This is a genomic window from Kitasatospora sp. SC0581 (assembly GCF_048159585.1).
In the GTDB taxonomy this organism is placed as follows: Bacteria; Actinomycetota; Actinomycetes; order Streptomycetales; family Streptomycetaceae; genus Kitasatospora.
Genome location: NZ_JBLRWA010000029.1, coordinates 53,578 through 73,849, shown reverse-complemented (window position 1 = coordinate 73,849; position 20,272 = coordinate 53,578). Strand labels below are relative to the sequence as shown.

Genomic DNA, 20,272 nt, shown 5'->3' with positions numbered 1-20,272 from the left:
CCGGGCGCGCCAGGCCGTCGGTCACGGGCCGCCTCCCGTCACCGGGCGGAGGGCGGGCCCGGAGGAGGATCCCGGGCCGAGCAGGCCGCCCACCAGCGAGCCGGCGCCGTCGTGGTCGCTGCCCGCGGAGCCGCTGCCGTTCTGGAGGTTGGCCGTCCGGTCGATCTCCAGCCAGGAGTCGGCGTTCGAGTTGTCCACGACCGTGATCAGCCCGCCGCCGGCGGCCGCGGGCGCCGCGGCCCCCGCGAGCAGGGCGCAGGCCCCGGCCAGCCCCAGCGCGGTGGCCCGCAGGGCGGCGGCCGCCGAGGGTTGGGCCGACGAGGGCCGGGCGGGCGAGGGCCGGGCCGGCCTGAGCTGCCCGGCCCTCATGCCGTCACCGCCATCAGCCCCCTGGGGCGCGCGATGTTCCGCTCCAGCAGCTCGGTGGACTCCCGCACGCCGACCTGCTCACGCCCCCCGGACGGGGTGGGCAGCCGCCCGTCGGCGCTCTTCAGCTCGGACAGCGCCTCGTCCATCGCCCGGTGCGCGGCGAACAGGCACGGGGTGCTGTAGATGGCCACGTCCACCCCCAGGGCCGACAGCTCCGAGAGCGACAGCCGGGGCGACTTGCCGCCCGCGATCTGGTTGAACAGCAGCGGCTTGTCGCCGACCACCCGGCGGATCCGGCGGATCCACTCCTCGCTGCGCACGCCGTCCACGAGCACCACATCGGCGTCGGTGGCGGCGAGCGCCCGGGCCCGGCGCAGGATGTCGGCCTCCTCGGTGGCGTCGGTGCGCGCGACCACCACCAAGTCCGTCCGGTTGGCGAGGACGAGCTCCAGCTTCTCCAGGTACTCCTCCAGCGGGAGCACCAGCTTGCCGTCCGCGTGCCCGCAGCGGCGCGGCCGCTTCTGGTCTTCCAGGATCACGCCCGACGCGCCGATCCGTTCGAGCTTGCGCACGACGTGGCAGGCCACCTCCGGATCGACGTAGCCGTCGTCGATGTCGACCAGCAGGTGGTGCCGGGGGAAGGCCCCGCGCAGCCGTTCGACGAAGCCCACCATGTCGGGCCAGGCGATGAAACCGATGTCCGGCAGCCCGTAGTAGGAGGCCGCGAAGCCGAAGCCGGAGACGAACATGCCGTCGTAGTGCTCGGCCGCGATGGAGGCCGAGTACATGTCGTAGACGCCGATCAGCGGCATCGCCCCCGGGCCCGCGATCTCCGCGCGCAGCCGCTGCCCGGGGCTGTCCGTTGCCGTGTTTCCGTGGAACAAGGTCTTCTCCTCACTGGGGATGACTTTGCCTGAACTTGGTGCTTACCAGACCGAACTGAGGTGTCATCACTATGCGCTCTTTAAGGTTCCGTGGGCAAATCTTTAAGTGAGATTCACTCGCGAGAGTGAAGAAATGTCGAAGATATGAAAGATGCTGATATGCATATCGGCTAAATGCTGTGACGCTCCAGCAGGGTGGCCGGGGTCGGCGCCCCGGAGGCAGGGCTGTCGGAGTCGACTGCCGTCACGTGAATCGCCGGGCGAGCGGTTCTCAGGCCCGGTCGACCATTTTGCCTGTCATGAGCTGCCCTTTCAGCAAGGTGCGTACCCCGCCGCCGACGCTTGCGAATATGCCCCCATCGGCATTCCTGCGGACTTCCACCCGCAATCTGGAGAAGCCGAGTTCGGTGGTGCCCTGGACGATGTCGAACACCAGGGGCTTGTCGATCGGCCCCGTGTGCGCCAGCCATCCGGCCATTGCCAGTGCGGCCGAGCCTGTGGCGGGATCTTCCGCGCAAACCGGCTCGGGAACGAAGACCCGAGCGCGGACTTCGGGCAGTTGCGGAACGAACACTGCCACCCCGAAGACGCCGGCCAGTCCGGGCATCCTCTCGGCGAGCGCCGCAACCCTGTGCGGCAGGGCCTCGGCCGACTCCAGATCGGCGGCGCTCACCGGGAGGCAGGCGAACCCGAGCCCGGCCGATGCCAATCTCACGGGCCCTGCTGCCGCGTCCGGAGCGAGCCCAACCGCTTCGCATACGAGATCCGGAACGACGGGCGGACCCACCTGGCAGGCCCGTTCCTCCAGTACGGCACTTTCCCCTGTCGGCCCCACCTGCGCGTGAACGATTCCGCCCCGAGTGCGCAGCGCCACCCGGCCGGGCTGGGCCAGGCCCTGCCGCACCGCCACTGCGGCTGCTCCCACGAGGGGATGACCTGCGAAGTCCAGCTCGACGTAGGGGGTGAAGATCCGCACCTCCACCTCTCCTTCGTCATCCCGGCGCAGGAAGACGGTTTCGGGCATGGCCAGGCGGGCCGCCAGGCGTTGCATCAGCGCATCGTCACATGAGGCAGCGCACGTGACCACTCCGAGTGGCCCTCCGGTCAGCGGCTCATTCCCGAATACTTCGACCAGTTCGAATTTCACGCACCCGTCATCGCCGGAGACGGTCGAGTTGTCGCTCGCGAGTGTGGGGAGCGCAGGGGTGCCGGCGGAGTGGGTCGTCATCGCGGTTCTCTTTTCGAGTGGCTCTGCTGTCGTCGGCTGGGCTGTCGTCCGTGGCTGCCGGGGTCGACATTGAGCATGGTGATCATCGGACCGGCGGGGTCGGTTCGTGGAGGACGGCCGAGGCGAGTGCCGAGTCCAGGGCGCCCAGGTCTGCACGCGCGGATCCGTGCGTGCGTCAGGGCTCCTCATGGATTGGACGTTATATCCAGCCTGGACTAAGTGTCCACCAGAGTTGCCTTCTCGCGAACGGTCCAGTGCGAGAGCAGGATCGATCACGGGGTGCCGGACCCCTGCCGGCAAGCCCCTCCGAAGTGCGCCGACCGATCCGGACCCGCCGAGCGCGGACGTCCGCACCGCCCACTCCGCGCGTCCACCCTCGAAGGGCACACCGTGGCCCGCAAGGGCAAGGACAGCGGTCGACCGCCCGTCATCACCGACGACACGGTGCACACCGTCCTGCGGCGCCGCGCGGGCGGCGGTCGGTCGAACAGATCCAGCCCGGCCTGATCATCCCCGCCAGCAAGCGGAAGGGGCGGAACCCCTCCGTCGCGAGCATCTACCGGGCGCCGGCCGAGCACGCCAAGCGCGAGGTGTGCCCCGAAGCCGTCGAACAGGCCCACATCGACTTCGCCGTCCTCCAGGTCGGCCAAGTCCCCGGTGCCCGCCTCGCTGTCCCGGGCCGAGTGCCGCTTTGACTGCAGAGCACTGTTTCTCGCTTCGCCGTGGCTTCGGGGGAACAGGGCCGTGTACGGGGCGAAGCCGGCGCCGGGGCCCGGCCGGTGAGGTGCGGGCCCCGGCGCGTGAGGGTCAGGCGCGCGGGAGCGGGGGTGCGGCGCGGCGTTCGCGCAGTGTCCGGAGCATCCGGCGGGTGGCCTTGGTCGCGACCGGGGGCAGGAGCTCCAGGGCGAGCCGCCGTGAGGTGGAGCGCTGGATCGGGCCCTTGACCTGGTAGTTGAGGCGCATCACCCGGGCGCCGGCGATGGTGTCCTCGTCGACGGTGTACCCCTCGGCCGGCCAGTCGCGCTCCCGCAGGACGGCCTGGGCGGCCGCCGCGTCGCCCCAGGTGCCGTAGAACTTCATCGGGGTGAGCAGGACCGGCCGTAGTCCGCCGGTGAAGACCGCCTCCCAGACCGCGGCGGAGACGCCCGGGGTGTGCTCGGAGCGGTAGTCGTCCAGGGCGACCACGCCGTTCTCGCCGAGCGCGGCCCGGGCCACCGCGATGTCCCCGGCGACGTGCTCGTAGAGGTGGGAGGCGTCGACGTGGACGAAGCGGCAGCTGTCCGCCCGGACGCGGCCGTCGGCCAGCACCGAGGTCGGGGCCTGCACTATCTCGGGCAGCTCGCCGTGGAAGGCGAGGTAGTTGGCCTCGAAGGCGCTGCGGGTGAGGGTCTTGCGGTAGGACATGTTCATCTCGGCGGCGTTGTCGGCGTCGCCCGCCTCGGAGTCGAACAAGTCGCAGACCGTCAGCTGCTCACCCGGCTGCAGGTGGTCGCCGAGCAGGACGGCGCTGCGGCCGAGGTAGCTGCCGAGCTCCAGGATGTCGCCGGTGACGCCGGCCGCGGTCTGGGCGGACAGCAGGTGGCTGAAGGCGGCCCGGTCGAGGCTGAAGAACCAGCCGGGAATGTCGTCCCGCTTCAGCGGCGCGGAGTGGACTGCGGCCTCGACCGCGGTCTCGGACATGGGCACGGCGGCCTCCAGGGGGACGGCGGGGCGCGGTGGCGGGTCACGCCCGCGGAGGGGGACGCCGAGGACGTGAGGCGGATCATCATAGCGACGCCGGGGCGGGGGAGAGCCAGATGCGGAACGGCCTAAATCCGGCTCTTCGCTCTGCCGTTCGGCAGGGGTTCACGCCTTCGTTTCGCTCCCGAATCGCCTGGTCGGCCTGGGCCCTCTCTTTCGGATCATGCCGGGCGCACGACGTCGGAGCACGCACCTCGCCGCGTTGTCGTCGGTCGCCGATGCTCCGCATGGACTCCCTCCTCCGCCTTGCGATGCACGCACTCCGACGCCGCACGCTGATCCGACGTGATCCGAAAGAGAGGACCTAGCCTTCCGAGAGCTCCGCCCCGCCCGGCCGTTCCAGCTCCGCGACGGTCTCGGACAGCCAGGCCCGCTCGGCCGCCGTGGAGGCCCGGGCGACGAGCAGCATCCCGCGCCGGAAGGGGTTCGGCTCGCGCTCGGCGGTCACCGGCTGCCCCGTCCCGTCGTAGAAGAAGCTGCTCGGGGCGTTCAGGAAGGCCAGTCGGCGGCGGAGCACGGCGGCCTGCCGGGTCGGGTCGGCGAGATGGTGCAGGAACGTGGTGACGGTGAAGAAGCGGATCTGGTCGGTGATCTCGGCCTGCTCCGGGTCGGCCAGTCGGCGCAGCAGTTCGGCCCGCCCTTGCGCCGTCAGCTCCAGCGTCTGCCGCGGTGCGGCGCCGCTGCCCGGTTCGGTGCGGCGGTGCAGCAGTCCGGCCTTCTCCAGCCGGGCGATGGCGGGGTAGAGCGCGCCGTCGCTCACCGGTCGGACATGACCGGTCAGTCCGGTGATCCGGGACTTGAGCTCGTAGCCGTGAAGCGGCTGGTCGTACAGGAAACCGAGGATCGCGAGCGTCAACACGGCTGGAGCCCTTCGGTCGGAGTGCGCCCTGTGGAGTCGTCATGTTACCTCTTGTCGATGTGCCTCGAAACGATGTATCTCTATTCGAGGCGGGTCGAGAGGGCCGCAGCCGATCGAGGAGAGCCGAGGCGGGCCGGGGCTGGCCCGGTCACGTACGAGCACCACAGGGGAAGGGGAAAGGGCATGCGCGGCCAGTTGCGCCGACTCAGGGCATTGGCGGTACCCGTCTACGCGGAACTGCTGTCCGGGGTGATCGCCTCGGTGATCGGGGCCCTCTGGGTGGCCGGTCTCGGCGGGGCCGCGGTCGCCGCCGTCACCCTGGCCGGCACCGTCGAGAACCTGCTGCTCGGCCTGGTCCTGGTGGTCGCCTCCGGCACCAGCGTCAGGCTCTCCCACGCCCTCGGTGCCGGCGACCACGCCGAAGCCGCCCGGACCACCCGCGCGGCCTGGCGGCTCTGTGCCGCTGTCAGTGTGGCGCTCGCCGTCCCCGGCTTCCTGCTGCGCGACCGGCTGGCAGGCGCCTTCCTGGACGGCGAAGCCGCCGAACAGGCCGCCGGTTACCTCGCCGTCGCGTTCCCGGCCTTCGCGCTCTTCGTCGGCCAGCGCGTCGCCGACGAGCTGTTCAAGGGCGCGGGCGACACCCGCACCCCGATGCGGATCGCCCTGCTCTCCAACGCGCTGCTGCTCCTCCTCGACCCCCTGCTGATCCTCGGCCCGGGGCCGCTGCCCGCCCTCGGCGTGCCGGGCGCCGCCCTGGCCCTGGTCCTCTCCCGGGCGATCGCCCTCGCCGTCACCCTGCGAGTGCGGCGCGGGCGGCGACTGCGGAAGCCGGTGAGACGCGAGGAACCGCGGCCGCAGGACCCCGGCGGCACCGGGGGAGCGGGCGCGGCGGCGGTACGGATCCTGCGCGCGGGCGCACCGTTCGGTCTGGACTTCACCGCCCGGATGGCCGTCGGAACCGCCCAACTCGGCCTGGTCGCGGGCTTCGGCGTCGCGGCGGTGGCCGGCTACGGCCTCGGCTACCGCGTCCTGCTCGTCGCCACCATGGCCTTCTACGCGCTGCGCCAGGCCGCCGCGATCGAGGCGGCACGGCTGACCGGTGCGGGAGAGGTCGCCGCGCTGCACACCCTGCGCCGCGCCACCGGACGCCTCGCCGCGCTGCTCGGTGGGGTGGCGGCGGTGCTCGCCGTCACGCTCGCCGTGCCGCTGACCGCGCTCTTCACCGAGGACCGGGCGGTGGCCGCGGAGTCCGTCGGCTTCCTGCGCTCGGCGGCCCTCTACCTGCTGCCGTACGCGTTGGTGGTGGCGGTCGGCGGAGTGCACCAGGCGGCGGGCGCCGGGCGCCCGCTGGTGGTCTCCGTCCTGCTCGGTCTCGGGACCCAACTCGCCGCCTCGGCGGCCCTGTCCGGGCCGCTGGGGGTGTCGGGGGTGTGGCTCGGGCCTGCGGTGGGCGCGGCCGTGCAGCTCGCGCTGCTCGCCACACTGACACGGTCGCGGAGTCCGCGCGGGACTGTCGGTGGTGTGTGCCAGGGTGGGGGCCATGGCACACACCCCGGACGGGCGGCCGATCCCGCCCCCGCACACCGATGAACGCACCACGCTGGAGAACTGGTTGGACTTCCAGCGGGCCACGCTCGCCCGGAAGGCCGACGGCCTCGACGACCACCAGGTGCGGCTGGCGTCCGTCCCACCGTCCACGATGACCCTGCTGGGCCTGGTTCAGCACCTCGCCGAGGTCGAACGCACCTGGTACCAGCGGGTGTTCGCCGGGCAGGACGTCCCGCCGGTGTACGGCGCGGACAACGCCGACGGCTACGGGCTGGACCCGGCGCGCGGGATGGCCGAGGCGCTGCGGGACTGGCAGACGGAGGTCGACCGGGGCCGGGAGCTGACTGCGGACAAGCCGCTGGAGGCGGCCGGCCCGCTCTCCCCGCAGATCGCCGCGGTGATCGGCGCGGACAGCGTCTCGCTGCGCTGGATCCTGGTGCACCTGATCGAGGAGTACGCCCGCCACAACGGCCACGCCGACCTGCTCAGGGAGTCCGTCGACGGCGCCACCGGGGTGTGAACCAAACCGGGGTCTGACGGCACGGGCGTTGCTCAGCGCCGGCCGGCGGACTCCGGCCGCGCGCCCGACGCCGGACCGGCGGCCCGGCCGACAGCCCCACCGGCCGTCGGTCCGGCCGCCCGTCCGGTCAGCCGCGCGGCGACCAGCGTCCCCGCGCCGGCCACCGCCGCCATGGTCAGCGCGGACGGCGCGAGCGCCGCGCCGGGGTCCGTACGGCCGGCGGCGGCGGTGGCCAGGGCGATGCCCAGCGCCGGGCCGATGTTCAGCACGGTCTGCTGCAGGCCGCCCGCGACCCCGGCCCGGGCGGCGGCCGCGCCCCGGACCACCATCGTGGTGGCGGTGGCCATCACCGCACCGAAGCCGGTGCCGAGCAGCGCGAAGCAGCCGCCGATCGCGAGCGTCCCGGTGCCGGTGCCGGTGCCGAGAAGTGCCGTGAGCAGCGCTCCCGTGGTGATCAGGGCCATTCCCGGCAGCACCACCGCCCGCTCGCCGTGACGTTTCGCCAGCCAGGCGGAACCGGGCGCCGCGAGGATCATCGTCACCACGAGCGGCACCGCCCGCAGGGCGCTCCGCAGGGGGTCGAGCCCGAGCACGTCCTGGAGGTAGTAGGTGGCCGGGAAGAGCGTTCCCTGGAGCGCGGCGGAGGCGGCGAGCAGGACGACCAGGGGTGGCGCGACGGCCGTAGAGCGGAGCAGCGCGGGCGGCAGCAGAGGGTTGGTGGTCCGGCGTTCGTGGCGTACCAGGACGAGGGCGAGGACTCCGGCCACGGTGAGGCCGAGCAGCGGAACGAGCGGTCGGCCGGTGTCCGGCAGCGTCACCAGGCTCTGCACCAGAAGGGCCAGCGCGAGTGCGAGCAGGGCCGCGCCGGGCAGGTCGAGCCGGCTGCCGTGCGGGCCGTCGTGCTCGCTGCCGTGCCGGTTGCCGCGCCCGGCGGCCGGGGAGCGGGTGCCGGGCGATCCGGCTCCGGCCGGTACCGCGAGGGCCGCGAGGAGGGCGGCCGCGGCGGGCAGCAGGCCCAGCAGGAAGACCGACCGCCAGCCGAGGTGCGCGGTCAGTGCGCCGCCGACCAGCGGTCCGGCCGCCGCCGCGAGCCCGATGGCGGCGGTGCGGATCGCGATCGGGCCGGCCAGGCGGTCGGCGGGCCAGGCGGCCCGCAGCATGCCCAGGGTGGCCGGTTGCAGCAGCGCGCCGGCCGCGCCCTGCAGGACGCGCAGCGCGACGACCCAGCCGATGCCGGGGGCGACGGCGATCCCGAGCGAGGCGGCGGCGAAGCCGGTCACGCCGAGCGCGAAGACCCGCCGGTGCCCGTACCGGTCGCCGAGGCGGCCGGCGAAGACCAGCAGGGCGGCGACGGTGACCAGATAGCCGGTGCTGGCCCACTGGACGGCGGCGACGGAGGCGTGCAGGTCGTGCTGGAGGGCCGGCCGGGCGACGGTCAGCGCGGTGCCGTCGACGGCGACCAGGACGGCGCCAGTGATGCTCGCGGCCAGGATGAGCCCCCGGTGGTGCCGTGGCGGGTTCACCGGGCGGAGGGGCCGAGGTGGGCGTCCAGCGTGGCGCGCAGCAGTGGCTCGACGGAGTCGTCGCCGGTGATGAGGCGCAGGCTGCCCCAGGTGCGCAGTTGGGCGAGGCCGTGCAGGTTGGACCAGAGGGCGGCGGTGGCGGCGGCAGGATCGTCGGACTGCGGGTGCACCTCGGTGACCAGGCCGACGAAGGTGAGGAACAGCGGCAGGGTGGTGCGGCGGAGTTCGATGCCGCTGCCCTCCAGCAGGTCGTGACGGAACATCAGCTCGAACATGCCGGGGTTGGCGGCCGCGAAGCCGAGGTAGGCGCGGGCGAGCGCGTCGAGGCGGGTGCGAGCGACGGCGCCGGTGGCGGCGGTGAGGGCGTCGGCGCCCGCGAGGGTGTCGGTGAGCCTGCCGAAGCCCTGCTGGGCGATGGCGGCGAGGAGTTCGCGGTGGGTGGGGAAGTAGCGGCGGGGCGCGCCGTGCGAGACCCCGGCGCGGCGGGCGATCTCGCGCAGGCCGAGCGCCTGGACGCCGCCCTCGGCCACCAACTCGACGCCGGCGGCCACCAGTCGGGCCCGCAGGTCCTGCTCCTGTTCGGTCATGAGGACACTGTCTACCAGCTGCGCGTAGACAGTGTCTACTCGCGGCCGCACCGATGCCCGGGCAGAATCGATCGCGTGACCGATCACGTGGACGAAGGCGGCGAGCCGGCCTGCTGGCTGGACCGGGTGTGCCCGGAGTGCGGACGGCTGCGCGAGCGGACCGGCCCGGGCAGCTGCGAGAACTGCGGCGCGGACGGCACGGACGGTGCGGACGCGCAGGACGACGGGTCAGGCAACTGAGACCGACCCCGGCCCGGCCGGGGTCAGCCGGGCCGGCGCCCCGCGGAGCCGCCGCTACTGGGGCGGCTGGTCGCGGAACTGGTTCTTGAGCTGCTCCTGGGCGGCGTCGACCTGCCCGCTGTACTTGCCCTCGGTGCGCTGGTCGACGGCGTCGCCCGCCTTGTCGACGGCCTTGTCGGCCTGGTCCTCGTGGCCCTTCAGCAGGCTCTTGAGCTTATCCATCATGGACATCTGGTCACACTCCTGGATGAGACGCCCCCACCCCTCCAATATCGCCGCGTGCGCTGCGGTCCGCATCCCGCAAGGTGTGCGTAAAGGCTTGGCAACGGGATTCCGATCATGTCCAATCATGACCCTCACGGCCCGTCGGAAGGAGTCGCCCTGATGCTGCGCACCCGTCGCTCCACCTCGCCGCTCGACCGTTCCACCCCGCTCGACCGTTCCACCCCGTACGACCGCACCACCTCCCCAGGACGCCCGCGAACCGCCGTCACCCGGCGGAGTGCGGGCGCCGCCCTGACCGTCGCCGCCCTGGTCGCCCCGCTGCTGCTGGCCGGCGCCGGCAGCGCCTCGGCCGACCCGGACCCGGCGCGCAAGGGCGCCAAGCTGGCCTCCCGGCTGGTCGAGGCGAGCAGCGCCCGGGACGCCCGGGCCACGCTGGCCGCGCTCCAGCTGATCGCGGACCGCAACGGCGGTACCCGGCCGGCCGGTTCGAAGGGGCACGACCAGTCCGCGCAGTACGTCTACGAGCAGGCGCGGCGGGCCGGACTCAACGTGTCCAAGCAGGAGTTCGTCTACACCTACTTCGAGGCCCGCTCCGAGCACCTCGACGTGGTCTCCCCGAAGGCCGAGTCGGTGCCGGTGATCGCCATGACGTACTCGGTGAGCGGTCCGGAGGCGGGCCTGACCGCGGACCTGGCGGTCGCTCCGGTCGGTGCCACCACCGGCTGCACGCCCGCCGACTACCCGGCGGGCGCCTTCACCGGCAAGATCGCCCTGATCCGGCGCGGCGGGTGTAGTTTCGCCGAGAAGCAGGCCGCCGCGGCCGGCGCGGGGGCGGCCGGGGCGATCATCTACAACAACACCGAGGGCAGCCTCAACGGGACGCTCAGCGAGCCGACGGCGGGAAGGATCCCGACCGGCGGGATCACCGAGGCCGCGGGCGAGGCGCTGGCCGCCCAGGCCGCCGCCGGGCCCGTCCGGGTGACCCTGGACATCCGCACCTTCATGGAGCAGCGCAAGACCTGGAACGTCATCGCCGAGACCCGCGGCGGCGACCCGAACCACACCGTGATGGTCGGCGCGCACCTCGACTCCGTCCCCGAGGGGCCGGGCATCAACGACAACGGCTCCGGCACGGCCGGAATCCTGGAGGTCGCGAAGAACCTCAGCGTCCACCCGGTGAAGAACAAGGTCAGGTTCGCCTGGTGGTCGGCCGAGGAGTTCGGCCTCAAGGGCGCCGAGAAGTACGTGACCTCCCTCTCCGACGCGGAGAAGAAGAAGATCAGCCTCTACCTCAACTTCGACATGATCGCGTCCCCCAACTACGCGCAGTTCGTCTACAACGGCTCCGGCAGCGCCGGCGGGGACGCGGGCCCCGAGGGCTCGGCCCAGCTGGAGCGGGACATCAACGGCTACCTGGAGGGCCGGGGCCTGCCGCACGACCCGACCGCCTTCGACGGCCGCTCCGACTACGGTCCGTTCATCGACGCGGGCATCCCGGCCGGTGGTACCGACACCGGTGCCGAGAAGGTCAAGTCCCCGGAGCAGGCGGCCCGTTACGGCGGCACGGCCGGCGTCGCGTACGACCCGTGCTACCACAAGGCCTGCGACAACCTGGGCAACATCGACATGGGCGCCTTCGACGTCAACGTCGACGTGATCGCGAACGCCGTCGGCACCTACGCCTGGGACCTCTCCTCGCTGCACCGGCCCGTCCCGGCCCAGCGCCCGGCTGCGAAGGCGGCGCCCGGCGCCGGCGCGGGCGCGACGGGTATCGGCGGCACCAACGGCGACCGCTCCCACGGCGTGGCGGCCTGACGCCCGGGTGGGCCCACCGCCACCCCTGGCCGGCGGGCCCACCCGACCGCCGTACGCGACTGCTCCATCCGGGACCTCCCTCCGTCATCGCCCCTGGTGGCCACGGGTGCCGTCACCGTAGCGGAGAGCACTGACAAATCCGGCCGCGGGCCGGTACGGTGCCGCGCGGGGCGCATCCGCCGAGACCCGGTGGGTGCGCCGAGCACGGTCCTGACACCATGGGACCGAGATCACGACACCGTGACACCCTCGGAGGAGTCAGCAACATGAGCACGCACTACGACGTCGTCGTCCTCGGCGCGGGCCCGGGCGGCTACACCGCCGCCGTCCGTTCGGCCCAGCTGGGGCTGAAGGTCGCGGTCATCGAGGCCAAGTACTGGGGCGGCGTCTGCCTCAACGTCGGCTGCATCCCCTCCAAGGCCCTGCTGCGCAACGCCGAGCTCGCCCACATCTTCACCAAGGAGGCCAAGACCTTCGGCATCAAGGTCGAGGGCCAGGTGACCTTCGACTTCGGCGAGGCCTTCCGGCGCAGCCGGTCGGTGGCCGACGGCCGGGTCAAGGGCGTCCACTACCTGATGAAGAAGAACGGCATCACCGAGTACGACGGCTGGGGCACCTTCGTCGACGACCACACCCTCCAGGTGGCGCTCAGCGGCGGCGGCTTCGACGTCGTCACCTTCGACCACTGCGTCATCGCCGCCGGTGCCACCACCCGCCTGCTGCCCGGCACCAGCCTGAGCGACCGCGTGGTCACCTACGAGGAGCAGATCCTCACCGAGCAGCTGCCGGAGAGCATCATCATCGCGGGCGCCGGCGCGATCGGCGTCGAGTTCGCCTACGTGCTGCACAACTACGGCGTGAAGGTCACCATCGTCGAGTTCCTGGACCGCGTGGTGCCGCTGGAGGACGTCGAGGTCTCCACCGAACTGGCCAAGCAGTACCGCAAGCTGGGCATCGAGGTGCTGACCTCCACCCGGGTCGAGTCGATCGACGACAGCGACCCGAACGCCAAGGTGCGGGTCACCGTCACCAAGGACGGGCAGCAGCAGGTGCTGGAGGCCGACAAGGTGCTCCAGGCGATCGGCTTCGCGCCGAGGGTCAACGGCTACGGCCTGGAGAACACCGGGGTCAAGCTCACCGACCGCAACGCCATCGCGGTGGACGGCCGCGGCCGCACCAGCGTCGAGCACATCTTCGCGATCGGCGACGTGACCGCCAAGCTGATGCTCGCGCACGCCGCCGAGACGATGGCCGTGATCGCCGCCGAGACCATCGGCGGGGCGGAGACCATGGAGGTCGACTTCGCCATGATCCCGCGCGCCACCTACTGCCAGCCGCAGATCGCCTCCTTCGGCTACACCGAGGCGCAGGCCCGCGACCTGGGCTACGACGTCAAGGTCGCCAAGTTCCCGTTCACCGCCAACGGCAAGGCGCACGGGCTCGGCCACCCGATCGGCTTCGTCAAGGTCATCAGCGACAGCACCCACGGCGAGCTGCTCGGCGCCCACCTGATCGGCCCCGAGGTCACGGAACTGCTGCCGGAGCTGACGCTGGCCCAGCAGTGGGACCTGACCGTCCACGAGGTCGCCCGCAACGTGCACGCCCACCCGACCCTGGGCGAGGCGGTCAAGGAGGCCATCCACGGCCTCGCCGGTCACATGATCAACATGTGACGCGCCCTCCCCGAGCGCACGCCGCGCCCCCGTCGAGCGACCGCTCGGCGGGGGCGCGGCGCGGTTCCGCCCAAGGGCCAGGGGTGCTGGAAAGGGCCCCGTGGCCGTCAGGCGTGCCCGCCGATCAGGCCGAGCCGGCCGTCGAAGCGGCGGTAGAGCACCCGGCCCCGGCCGCTGACCGGGTGGGCGAAGAACAGGAACGGCAGCTCCGCGCCCGCCAGCCGGTTGACGGCCTGTGCCTCCGTCAGCCGGGGCGCGCCGTGCGGGCTGAGGGTGATCGGCGAGGTCCGGCGGCCGGGCGGACCGGCGGGGACGGTACGGGCGAGGCGGTAGCCGGTCGGCCCGACCCGGTAGACCACGGCGTCGGTCTCGGTCGCCGGATCGGTGAACAGGTGGATGTCGTAGTCCATCGCGTCCATGGTCCGGGCGGCGGCCGCCGGCGAGCACCACACCAGCGAGGGCTCCTTGCGGCGGACCACCCGGAGCTCGCGGACGGCCCCGCCGCCCGGCCCGCCGCCGCCCGGCCCACCGGAGTCCGGCGCACGGTGGCCCGGCCAGGGGCGCGGCGCCCAGGCCCCGGTGACGGCCCTGATCCTGCCGCGCAGCGCGTCACTCACCCGGTCGATGGAGTCGCCCAGCCCGGCCGCGGCCTCCTGGACGCGGATCCGCCGACCGTCCACCTCGGCGTTCACCTGCGCCAGCACGCCCCCGGCGACGGCCGCGAGCCGGACCCGCAGGGCCTCCACCAGCGTCCCCACCCCCGGAGCCGCCGCCGCGGCGGCCACCCGGGCCCGCGTCTCGGCCAGGACCTCGCCGGTCAGCCCCTCGAACGCCCTCACCGTGACCAACTCGCCCATCCCCAGGCCCTTCCACTCCCAGCCGGCGCATACCGGCGACCAGGATCCCGGGCCCCCGGCCGCGCGGCCAGGGCCCAACGGCCCCACTGCGGGGGGCCGGGCGGACCAGCCGGGCGGTGGGGAGGGCGACCCGTGTCGCAGGTGAACGGGACGGGAGAGGCACCGTGCCCGGGCTGGTAGGCGCCGGCACGGGGGAGCGCGGCGCGCGGCCGGCGTCGGCTGCTGACGGCGGACCGGGAGCCCGACGACGAGCCGGGCCTGTGACGAACAGGCGCCGCGCCCTCACTCGCCGGGCCGGCCGCCCCCGCCCGGCTCCGGGCGCCGACCCCGGTCCGCTCCGTGGCCGGGCCGGTCGCCCGCCGCAGCGGCCTGCGCCCCCGGGAGGCCGGGCGTGCCGCGGGTGCGAAGCTCGCCGCGCACCGCCCAGCCGACCGACACCACCGGCACCGCCACCACCGCGCCCAGGACCCCCGCCAGCACCGCGCCGCCGGCCACCGACACCGCGATCACCACAGGGTGGATGCGGACGGACCAGCTGAGCACCAGCGGATGCAGCAGATGCCCCTCGATCTGGCCGATGACCACGATCAGCGCGAGCACCAGCAGCGCGATCACCGGCCCCCGGGCGGCGAGCGCGACCACGGCGGCGACCGCCAGGGCGATCGGGGAACCGATCAGCGGGATGAGGGTCGCCGCGAACTCCAGCACCATCAGCGGCAGGACCAGCGGCACCCGCAGGATCGCCAGCGCGATGCCCACCAGCACCGCGTTGGAGGCTGCCACGATCAGCACGCCCCGGGTGTAGCCGGCGAAGGTGAGCCAGGCGGCGCGGCCGGCGCGGTCCCAGGCCGAACGGCTCCGGACCGGCAGCTGCCGCTGCGCCCAGGTCCACATCCGGTCGCCGGAGTGCAGGAAGAACACCGAGCAGAACACCGCGAGCGCCAGCCCGGTGACCAGCTCGACGATTCGGCCGGCGCCGCTCAGCGCGGTGCTGAGCAGGGTGGAGCGGTGGGCCGAGATGAACGCGCCGATCTTGGCCCGCAGGTCGGTGACGGTGCCGGGCCGCAGGTGGAAGGGGGCGCCGGTGAGCCAGTGGTCGATCCGGGAGAGGCCGCCGCGCAGCTCGTTGCCCAGCCGGCCCCACTCGTCGGCGACGGTGGTGCCGACCAGCGCCAGCACCCCGCCGACGACCGCGAGGGCGCAGAGGAGGACGACCAGGACGGCGAGCGAGCGCGGCATGCCGCGGGCCAGCAGGTCGACCGGCGGGCGCAGCACGGAGGTGATCACCAGCGCCACGAACAGTGCGACGACCGGCAGTTCGAGCCGGGCGAGGACGTCGACGACCAGGTAGGCGGCGAGCCCGAGCAGCACCAGCCGCCAGGTGTAGCCGGCCGTCGTCCGCAGTCCGGAGGGGACGTGCTCCCCGGACGGATACGGGTCGGGGCCCGGGCCCGGAGCCCCCGTCCGGGTCCGGCGCGCCGACACCCGGGGGCGGCGGCTGCCCAGCGGCACGGGCCGCCGGTCCGGTCCGGCGCCGTTCACTCCCACGGGCGGTCTCCTCGGGCTCGGCCGGGTGTCGTCCTCTCACGTCACGATGACCCATACCGCGACGGTTCGCCCTGCGGCGCCGCCGGGTCCCGTCACCCGGACAGCGGCATGCCGGCCGCGTCGCTGTGCGGGCGCACCGGGCCCGGGCAGACACGGGAACGGCGCCGGTCGCCCCGGGAAGGGCAATGGTCCTCCGTGTACAAGCGGCCGGATGAGGGGAGAATCCATGGCGCAGGGAGGGGGGAGAAGGAGGCCGAGATGAAAAGCCTCACCCGCCGCTACGCGGTGACGCTCCCCGGCCCGATCGGCGGGCACGCTCCACCGTCCGTCGTCGTCGTGTACGAGACGCAGGCCGTCGGTCCCGGCGGGGGCCTGGTCTGGGAGAGCTCGGACGGCGACCTTCGGGTGGAGATCACCGGCGGGGTGGCCACCGTCCTGGCGGCTCCCGCGATCGGCAGTCGGCACCCCTGCCTGATGGCGGTACCGCTGCCGTGAGCACCTCGTCGTGAACCGTGAGCACGTCGTCGTGAACACGTGGGCCGTGAGCGCGTGGTCGTGGGCAGGCGGCCGTGCGCACACGGCCACGACGCGTGTCGAGAGGAAGAGGAAGGCGACGGAGGGCGGAGGTCGCAACGACAAGGTCACCGAGCGCTGGCGGCCAAGGCCTCGCGCACGGTGACCAGGCAGGGGTCGCAGTACCGGTCCGGCCCGGCCGCACCGGCGCCGTCGCCCACCGGGACGACACGCTGGGAGGGCTCCAGGAACCGCCCGCACAGCGAGGAGCTCGCGTCGTCCTTGGCCACCACGTGCCACACCACGGCGGGTGGGGAGACCGCCGGGTCGTGCTCGGCCCACATCTCGTACACGGCGCTACCTCCGGATCGCTGGGGGCTCGGTGACTCCATGCAAACCCGCGGTCTGCCGAACGGCCACCGGGCCAGACCCGGTGGGATGGTTGAGGCGCCGGTGACGGTTGGGCGGGCGACGGTCGGGGGCCGCACGCTCAGTCCCGCCGGTCGGGGCCCGGGTGTCCTGGAGGCCCCGGAGGCCTGATTCCTGTGGCCGTGGTCCCCGAGTCTGTGCTCCCCGGGCCGCCCGCCCGGTCGCGGCCCTGGCCGGCGGCCAGGCGGCGCCGGATCACCAGCAGGTCGAGCGCGGTGATGCCGGCGAACCCGGCGCACAGGGCGGCGAAGAATGCGTAGGTCCCCTGGTTGGGCGCGGGGCCCGGGCCGGCCAGCGCGGCCAGCACGGCGAACGCCACCGCCCCGCCGAGGAACAGGACGAGGAAGACCCGGGAGAGCACCCGCCGCAGCTCCAGGTCCGATCGGGCGGTCACCGGCTCGGTGCCCCGGCGCACCGTCTCCTGCGGCCGGAGCTGGGGCATCGTCCGGCCGGGGCCCTGCGGGGTGTGCGGGAAGTCGTGGCGCTCGCCGCTCCGGCGGCGGGCCCCGCCCGCGTGCGGCAGGTCTGGGCTGGGTCGTACGGCCATGACGGCCCCCGAACGGATTCGGCCGGTTGTGTTCCGTCGGCGCGCCTACCCGGTTCCGGCGCCGGCACACGCCCGCGGGGCACCCGCCCGCACCGGCCCGCCGATGCCCACCGTCGCCCGCCGCCGCCCGCCGCCCGGGCCCCGAAGCCCGGCGGATTCGGCCGCTGTTCACCGGGGCATGGCCCGCCCGATGATCTCCGACCAGTCCCGGTCCCTACCGTCAGGGCCCACACCACTTCCGGGAGCGAACATGCACGACAACCAGGCGACCGAGCACGAGTGCGGCTGCCCGCGGACGGCCGACCTCGACGGGGAGGGGCCGGCCGCGGACAGTCGGCGCCGGTTCCTGCGCGGGGCCGGTCTGCTGGGCGCGGGGGTCGGCACCGCCGGGCTCGGTCTGCTCGGCGCGGTGCCGGCGCAGGCGGCCGGGCCCGAGGCGGCGGGCGCTGCGGGTGCGGCCGTGAAGGCGCCCAAGAAGGGCAAGGGGAAGGGGCGGTGGCAGCCCGACCCGGACGCCCGGCAGTTCACCGTCGTGGTCATGCCGGACACCCAGTACCTGTTCGACCAGGACCGGATCCACCCGGCGCCGCTGGAGGCCTCGGTCCGCTACGTGCTGGACGGCGGGGTCAACCGGGAGGACGGGACGGACGACAACATCGTCTTCCTGGCCCACCTCGGCGACGTCACCGAGAACGGCCTGGCCGTCGAGTACGCCGCCGTCACCAAGGTGTTCGGCCTGCTGGACGACGCGGGCGCCGCCTACGGCGTGCTCGCGGGCAACCACGACGTCCGCTCCTCGACCGACGACCAGCGCGGCACCACCCCGTACCTGGAGACCTTCGGCAAGGCCAGGGCCGCCCGCACCTCCGGCTACCGCGGCTCCAGCCCGGACGGCTACAACACCTGCCACGTGTTCCGGGCGGCGGGCCGCGACTGGATGGTGCTCTCGCTGGACTGGCGGCTCTCCGACGCGGGCTTCGCCTGGGCGAACGGGGTGATCGCGGCGAACCCCAAGCTTCCGGTGATCCTGACCACCCACGACCTGGCGCACGCCGACGACGGCGGCCGCGCCGAGCTGTCCGACAACGGGAAGCGGCTCTGGGAGCGGCTGATCGACGGCAACGACCAGATCTTCCTGACCGTCAACGGGCACTACTGGCCGCCCGGGCGCACCGTGCTGCGGAACAGGGCCGGCCACGACGTGCACGTCCACATCACCAACTACCAGGACCGCTACTACGGCGGCGCGGCGATGATCCGGGCGTACCGCTTCGACCTCGACCGCGGCACCGTCGACGTGTCGACCTTCTCGCCGTGGATCCAGCAGATCGCGGCCGAGGAGCGCAACGCGCTGGCGGCCCAGCACGTCGAGCTGACCTCGGACGTGGACCGCTTCTCGCTCGCGATCGACTTCGAGTGCCGCTTCGCCGGCTTCGCGCCCGTCCCGCAGCGCCCGGCGCGCCGGGCGGGGGAGCTGCTGGTCCGCGACACGGTGGCCTACTGGCGGTTCGACAACGGCGGCGCGGACGGTGCGGCCGTCGCCCCGCAGCAGGTCGTCAAGGACCTGAGCGGGCAGGGCAACGACCTGCTCTGGCAGAGCGCCCCCGGCACGCCCGACGGCGCGCTCAGCTGGTCCGCCGAGCACCACCCGGACCAGCCGGGCCACGGCAGCCTGCTGTTCAGGGGCACCCGCTCGCCGGTCCGCGGCGGCTACCTGCAGACGGTGCCCACCGCGCCGGTGAACCGGGAGACCTTCGAGCGCGGGTTCACCGTCGAGGCCTTCTTCAAGCTGCCCGCCGACTGGGACTCCGCGCAGAGCCGCTGGTCCGCCCTGCTCAGCCGCTGGGGGACGAGCGGAGAGGCGGGCAGGAGCGGGCCCGGGACGGACGCCGACGAGCCGGTCGCGACGCTCAGCGTCTCCGAGGCGCCGGCCCTCCAGTGGTGCGTCTACCCGCTCAACCAGACCGGGGCGTCCACCTGTTGGGGCCACCAGCTGCCGCTGGACCACTGGTGGCACGTCGCGGTGGTCAACGACGGGAAGCTCAGCCGGATGTACGTCGACGGCTGCGAGGTGGCGCGCAACCCGGCGACGCCCGCGGTCGGGCTGACCACGCTGGGACGGCCGTGGATGCTGGGCGGCTACGCGTACGCGGGGGTGCTGGACAAGGTCTTCCACGGGTACATCGGGGACGTCCGGATCGTGAAGCGGGCGCTGCGGGTGGGCGAGTTCATGACCGCCTGACCCGCGCTCCCGCGCGGCACGGACACCGCCGGGCCCTGCTACGGGCCCGGCGGTGCGGTCGTTTCCGGGACGGCGAAACGGCGAACGGCGAACCGGCGAACCGGTGAAACGTCGAACGGCCGACGGCGGACGACCGCGCCGGAGCCGTCAGCCGAGCAGGGTGGCCTCGACCCCGGCGAGCACCGCTGCCAGGCCCTGCTCGAAGCCCTCGTCGAAGTCCTGGAACATCACCCGGCCCGATTCGGCGGCCAGCGGGTGGGCGGCCAGGCGCTCGGCGCGGGCGTCCAGGTCGTAGCCCTCCTCGCCGTCGAAGGGGTTGGGGCCCATCGCCTGCTCCTCGATGACGTAGCCGATGGTGTAGCTGTAGGCGGTCTGCCAGGCCCGGGCGGCGGCCACCGGGGTGAACCCGGACTCGACCAGCAGGCGCAGCCAGGTGTCCAGTTCGGCCGCGTAGCCGGTGTCGGTGAACCGGGAGCCGCTGTAGACCTTCGCGCCGTCGCGGTAGCGCAGCAGCTCGGCGCGCAGGGTGCGCATGGTCCTCAGGTAGGTCTCCCGCCAGTCGCCCGGGGCCGGGGCGCGACCGGCCCCGTCGGCCCCGCTGGCCGCGTCGGCCCCGTCCGCCCCGGCGCCCGCGTCCGCCGCCGCCCGGGCCGTCATGCGGCGCATCATCTCGGTCGCCATCTCGTCCAGCAGCGCCTGCTTGTCCTTGAAGTGCCAGTACAGCGCGGGCGCCTTGACGTCGAGCCGGGCGGCGATGGCGCGCAGCGTCAGGCCGTCCAGGCCGGCCTCGTTCAGCAGGTCCAGCGCGGTGTCGACGACCTGGCCGCGGTCGAGCTTGGGGGTTCTCTGGGGGGTCACGGTTGACAGTTTAACGCCGTTAAGTGCACGCTGTCGGCAACGGCTACTTAACAACGTTAAGGAGGTT

The 20,272-nt window shown here is 73.5% G+C and carries 20 protein-coding genes; 7 read left to right on the top strand and 13 right to left on the bottom strand.

The window, feature by feature from the left end:
- Positions 1-21 precede the first annotated feature (21 nt).
- The 5 genes from ACLWS4_RS30690 to ACLWS4_RS30670 all read right to left on the bottom strand — a co-directional run bounded on the left by ACLWS4_RS30690 (position 22) and on the right by ACLWS4_RS30670 (position 5,080).
- Positions 22-369, bottom strand: coding sequence for a hypothetical protein (locus ACLWS4_RS30690; RefSeq protein ID WP_416875833.1), 348 nt, complete (start codon positions 367-369; stop codon positions 22-24).
- Positions 366-1,181: an isocitrate lyase/PEP mutase family protein gene (locus ACLWS4_RS30685; RefSeq protein WP_416875849.1), complete on the bottom strand. Its 816-nt coding sequence runs from the start codon at positions 1,179-1,181 to the stop codon at positions 366-368. The genes ACLWS4_RS30690 and ACLWS4_RS30685 overlap by 4 nt, the downstream gene beginning before the upstream one ends.
- A 343-nt stretch (positions 1,182-1,524) precedes the next feature.
- Positions 1,525-2,481: a PhzF family phenazine biosynthesis protein gene (locus ACLWS4_RS30680; RefSeq protein WP_416875832.1), complete on the bottom strand. Its 957-nt coding sequence runs from the start codon at positions 2,479-2,481 to the stop codon at positions 1,525-1,527.
- Between the two features lie 807 nt (positions 2,482-3,288).
- Positions 3,289-4,161, bottom strand: coding sequence for a class I SAM-dependent methyltransferase (locus ACLWS4_RS30675; protein WP_416875831.1), 873 nt, complete (start codon positions 4,159-4,161; stop codon positions 3,289-3,291).
- Positions 4,162-4,525: 364 nt separating this feature from the next.
- Entirely contained in the window at positions 4,526-5,080 is a 555-nt protein-coding gene (locus tag ACLWS4_RS30670; protein ID WP_416875830.1) for a PadR family transcriptional regulator, read from the bottom strand.
- Between the two features lie 183 nt (positions 5,081-5,263).
- Between ACLWS4_RS30670 and ACLWS4_RS30665 the strand changes: the two genes are divergently transcribed.
- Together ACLWS4_RS30665 and ACLWS4_RS30660 are read left to right on the top strand one after the other, a co-directional pair.
- On the top strand, positions 5,264-6,670 hold the full coding sequence (locus ACLWS4_RS30665; protein ID WP_416875829.1) for an MATE family efflux transporter: 1,407 nt from the start codon (positions 5,264-5,266) through the stop codon (positions 6,668-6,670).
- Positions 6,621-7,148, top strand: coding sequence for a DinB family protein (locus tag ACLWS4_RS30660; RefSeq protein ID WP_416875828.1), 528 nt, complete (start codon positions 6,621-6,623; stop codon positions 7,146-7,148). The genes ACLWS4_RS30665 and ACLWS4_RS30660 overlap by 50 nt, the downstream gene beginning before the upstream one ends.
- Before the next feature lie 32 nt (positions 7,149-7,180).
- Here the strand turns inward: ACLWS4_RS30660 and ACLWS4_RS30655 are convergent, their stop codons facing one another.
- Complete coding sequence (locus tag ACLWS4_RS30655; RefSeq protein WP_416875827.1) at positions 7,181-8,671, bottom strand: MFS transporter; 1,491 nt, start codon at positions 8,669-8,671, stop codon at positions 7,181-7,183.
- Positions 8,668-9,258: a TetR/AcrR family transcriptional regulator gene (locus ACLWS4_RS30650; RefSeq protein WP_416875826.1), complete on the bottom strand. Its 591-nt coding sequence runs from the start codon at positions 9,256-9,258 to the stop codon at positions 8,668-8,670. The genes ACLWS4_RS30655 and ACLWS4_RS30650 overlap by 4 nt, the downstream gene beginning before the upstream one ends.
- Before the next feature lie 75 nt (positions 9,259-9,333).
- Between ACLWS4_RS30650 and ACLWS4_RS30645 the strand changes: the two genes are divergently transcribed.
- Positions 9,334-9,498 (top strand): hypothetical protein, encoded by a 165-nt coding sequence (locus ACLWS4_RS30645; RefSeq protein ID WP_416875825.1) that lies wholly within the window; start codon positions 9,334-9,336, stop codon positions 9,496-9,498.
- Positions 9,499-9,552: 54 nt separating this feature from the next.
- Here the strand turns inward: ACLWS4_RS30645 and ACLWS4_RS30640 are convergent, their stop codons facing one another.
- Entirely contained in the window at positions 9,553-9,729 is a 177-nt protein-coding gene (locus ACLWS4_RS30640) for an antitoxin (RefSeq protein WP_049656309.1), read from the bottom strand.
- Positions 9,730-9,882: 153 nt separating this feature from the next.
- Here ACLWS4_RS30640 and ACLWS4_RS30635 point away from each other — a divergent pair, with 153 nt between their 5' ends.
- On the top strand, positions 9,883-11,538 hold the full coding sequence (locus ACLWS4_RS30635; RefSeq protein WP_416875824.1) for a M28 family peptidase: 1,656 nt from the start codon (positions 9,883-9,885) through the stop codon (positions 11,536-11,538).
- Positions 11,539-11,804: 266 nt separating this feature from the next.
- The gene (gene lpdA / locus ACLWS4_RS30630) at positions 11,805-13,211 is read left to right on the top strand and encodes a dihydrolipoyl dehydrogenase (protein WP_074003526.1); all 1,407 of its coding nucleotides are present in this window, start codon (positions 11,805-11,807) and stop codon (positions 13,209-13,211) included.
- Positions 13,212-13,318: 107 nt separating this feature from the next.
- On the opposite strand, the gene ACLWS4_RS30625 is transcribed toward lpdA, so the two are convergent.
- Positions 13,319-14,068 (bottom strand): sigma 54 modulation/S30EA ribosomal C-terminal domain-containing protein, encoded by a 750-nt coding sequence (locus ACLWS4_RS30625; RefSeq protein WP_416875823.1) that lies wholly within the window; start codon positions 14,066-14,068, stop codon positions 13,319-13,321.
- A 282-nt stretch (positions 14,069-14,350) separates the two neighbouring features.
- Entirely contained in the window at positions 14,351-15,616 is a 1,266-nt protein-coding gene (locus ACLWS4_RS30620) for an AI-2E family transporter (RefSeq protein WP_416875822.1), read from the bottom strand.
- 258 nt (positions 15,617-15,874) lie between these two features.
- Between ACLWS4_RS30620 and ACLWS4_RS30615 the strand changes: the two genes are divergently transcribed.
- Positions 15,875-16,111 (top strand): DUF6296 family protein, encoded by a 237-nt coding sequence (locus ACLWS4_RS30615; RefSeq protein WP_074003523.1) that lies wholly within the window; start codon positions 15,875-15,877, stop codon positions 16,109-16,111.
- A gap of 146 nt (positions 16,112-16,257) precedes the next feature.
- Here ACLWS4_RS30615 and ACLWS4_RS30610 read toward each other — a convergent pair whose 3' ends face one another.
- Together ACLWS4_RS30610 and ACLWS4_RS30605 are read right to left on the bottom strand one after the other, a co-directional pair.
- Complete coding sequence (locus ACLWS4_RS30610; protein WP_049656887.1) at positions 16,258-16,482, bottom strand: hypothetical protein; 225 nt, start codon at positions 16,480-16,482, stop codon at positions 16,258-16,260.
- A 137-nt stretch (positions 16,483-16,619) separates the two neighbouring features.
- Positions 16,620-17,105, bottom strand: coding sequence for a DUF6343 family protein (locus ACLWS4_RS30605; RefSeq protein ID WP_416875821.1), 486 nt, complete (start codon positions 17,103-17,105; stop codon positions 16,620-16,622).
- Between the two features lie 250 nt (positions 17,106-17,355).
- On the opposite strand from ACLWS4_RS30605, the gene ACLWS4_RS30600 reads away from it, so the two are divergent.
- Positions 17,356-19,347 carry a LamG-like jellyroll fold domain-containing protein gene (locus ACLWS4_RS30600; protein WP_416875820.1) on the top strand — a complete coding sequence of 664 codons (1,992 nt, stop codon included), beginning with the start codon at positions 17,356-17,358 and terminating at the stop codon, positions 19,345-19,347.
- 147 nt (positions 19,348-19,494) lie between these two features.
- Here ACLWS4_RS30600 and ACLWS4_RS30595 read toward each other — a convergent pair whose 3' ends face one another.
- Entirely contained in the window at positions 19,495-20,205 is a 711-nt protein-coding gene (locus ACLWS4_RS30595) for a TetR/AcrR family transcriptional regulator C-terminal domain-containing protein (protein ID WP_049656883.1), read from the bottom strand.
- Between the last annotated feature and the right edge of the window lie 67 nt (positions 20,206-20,272).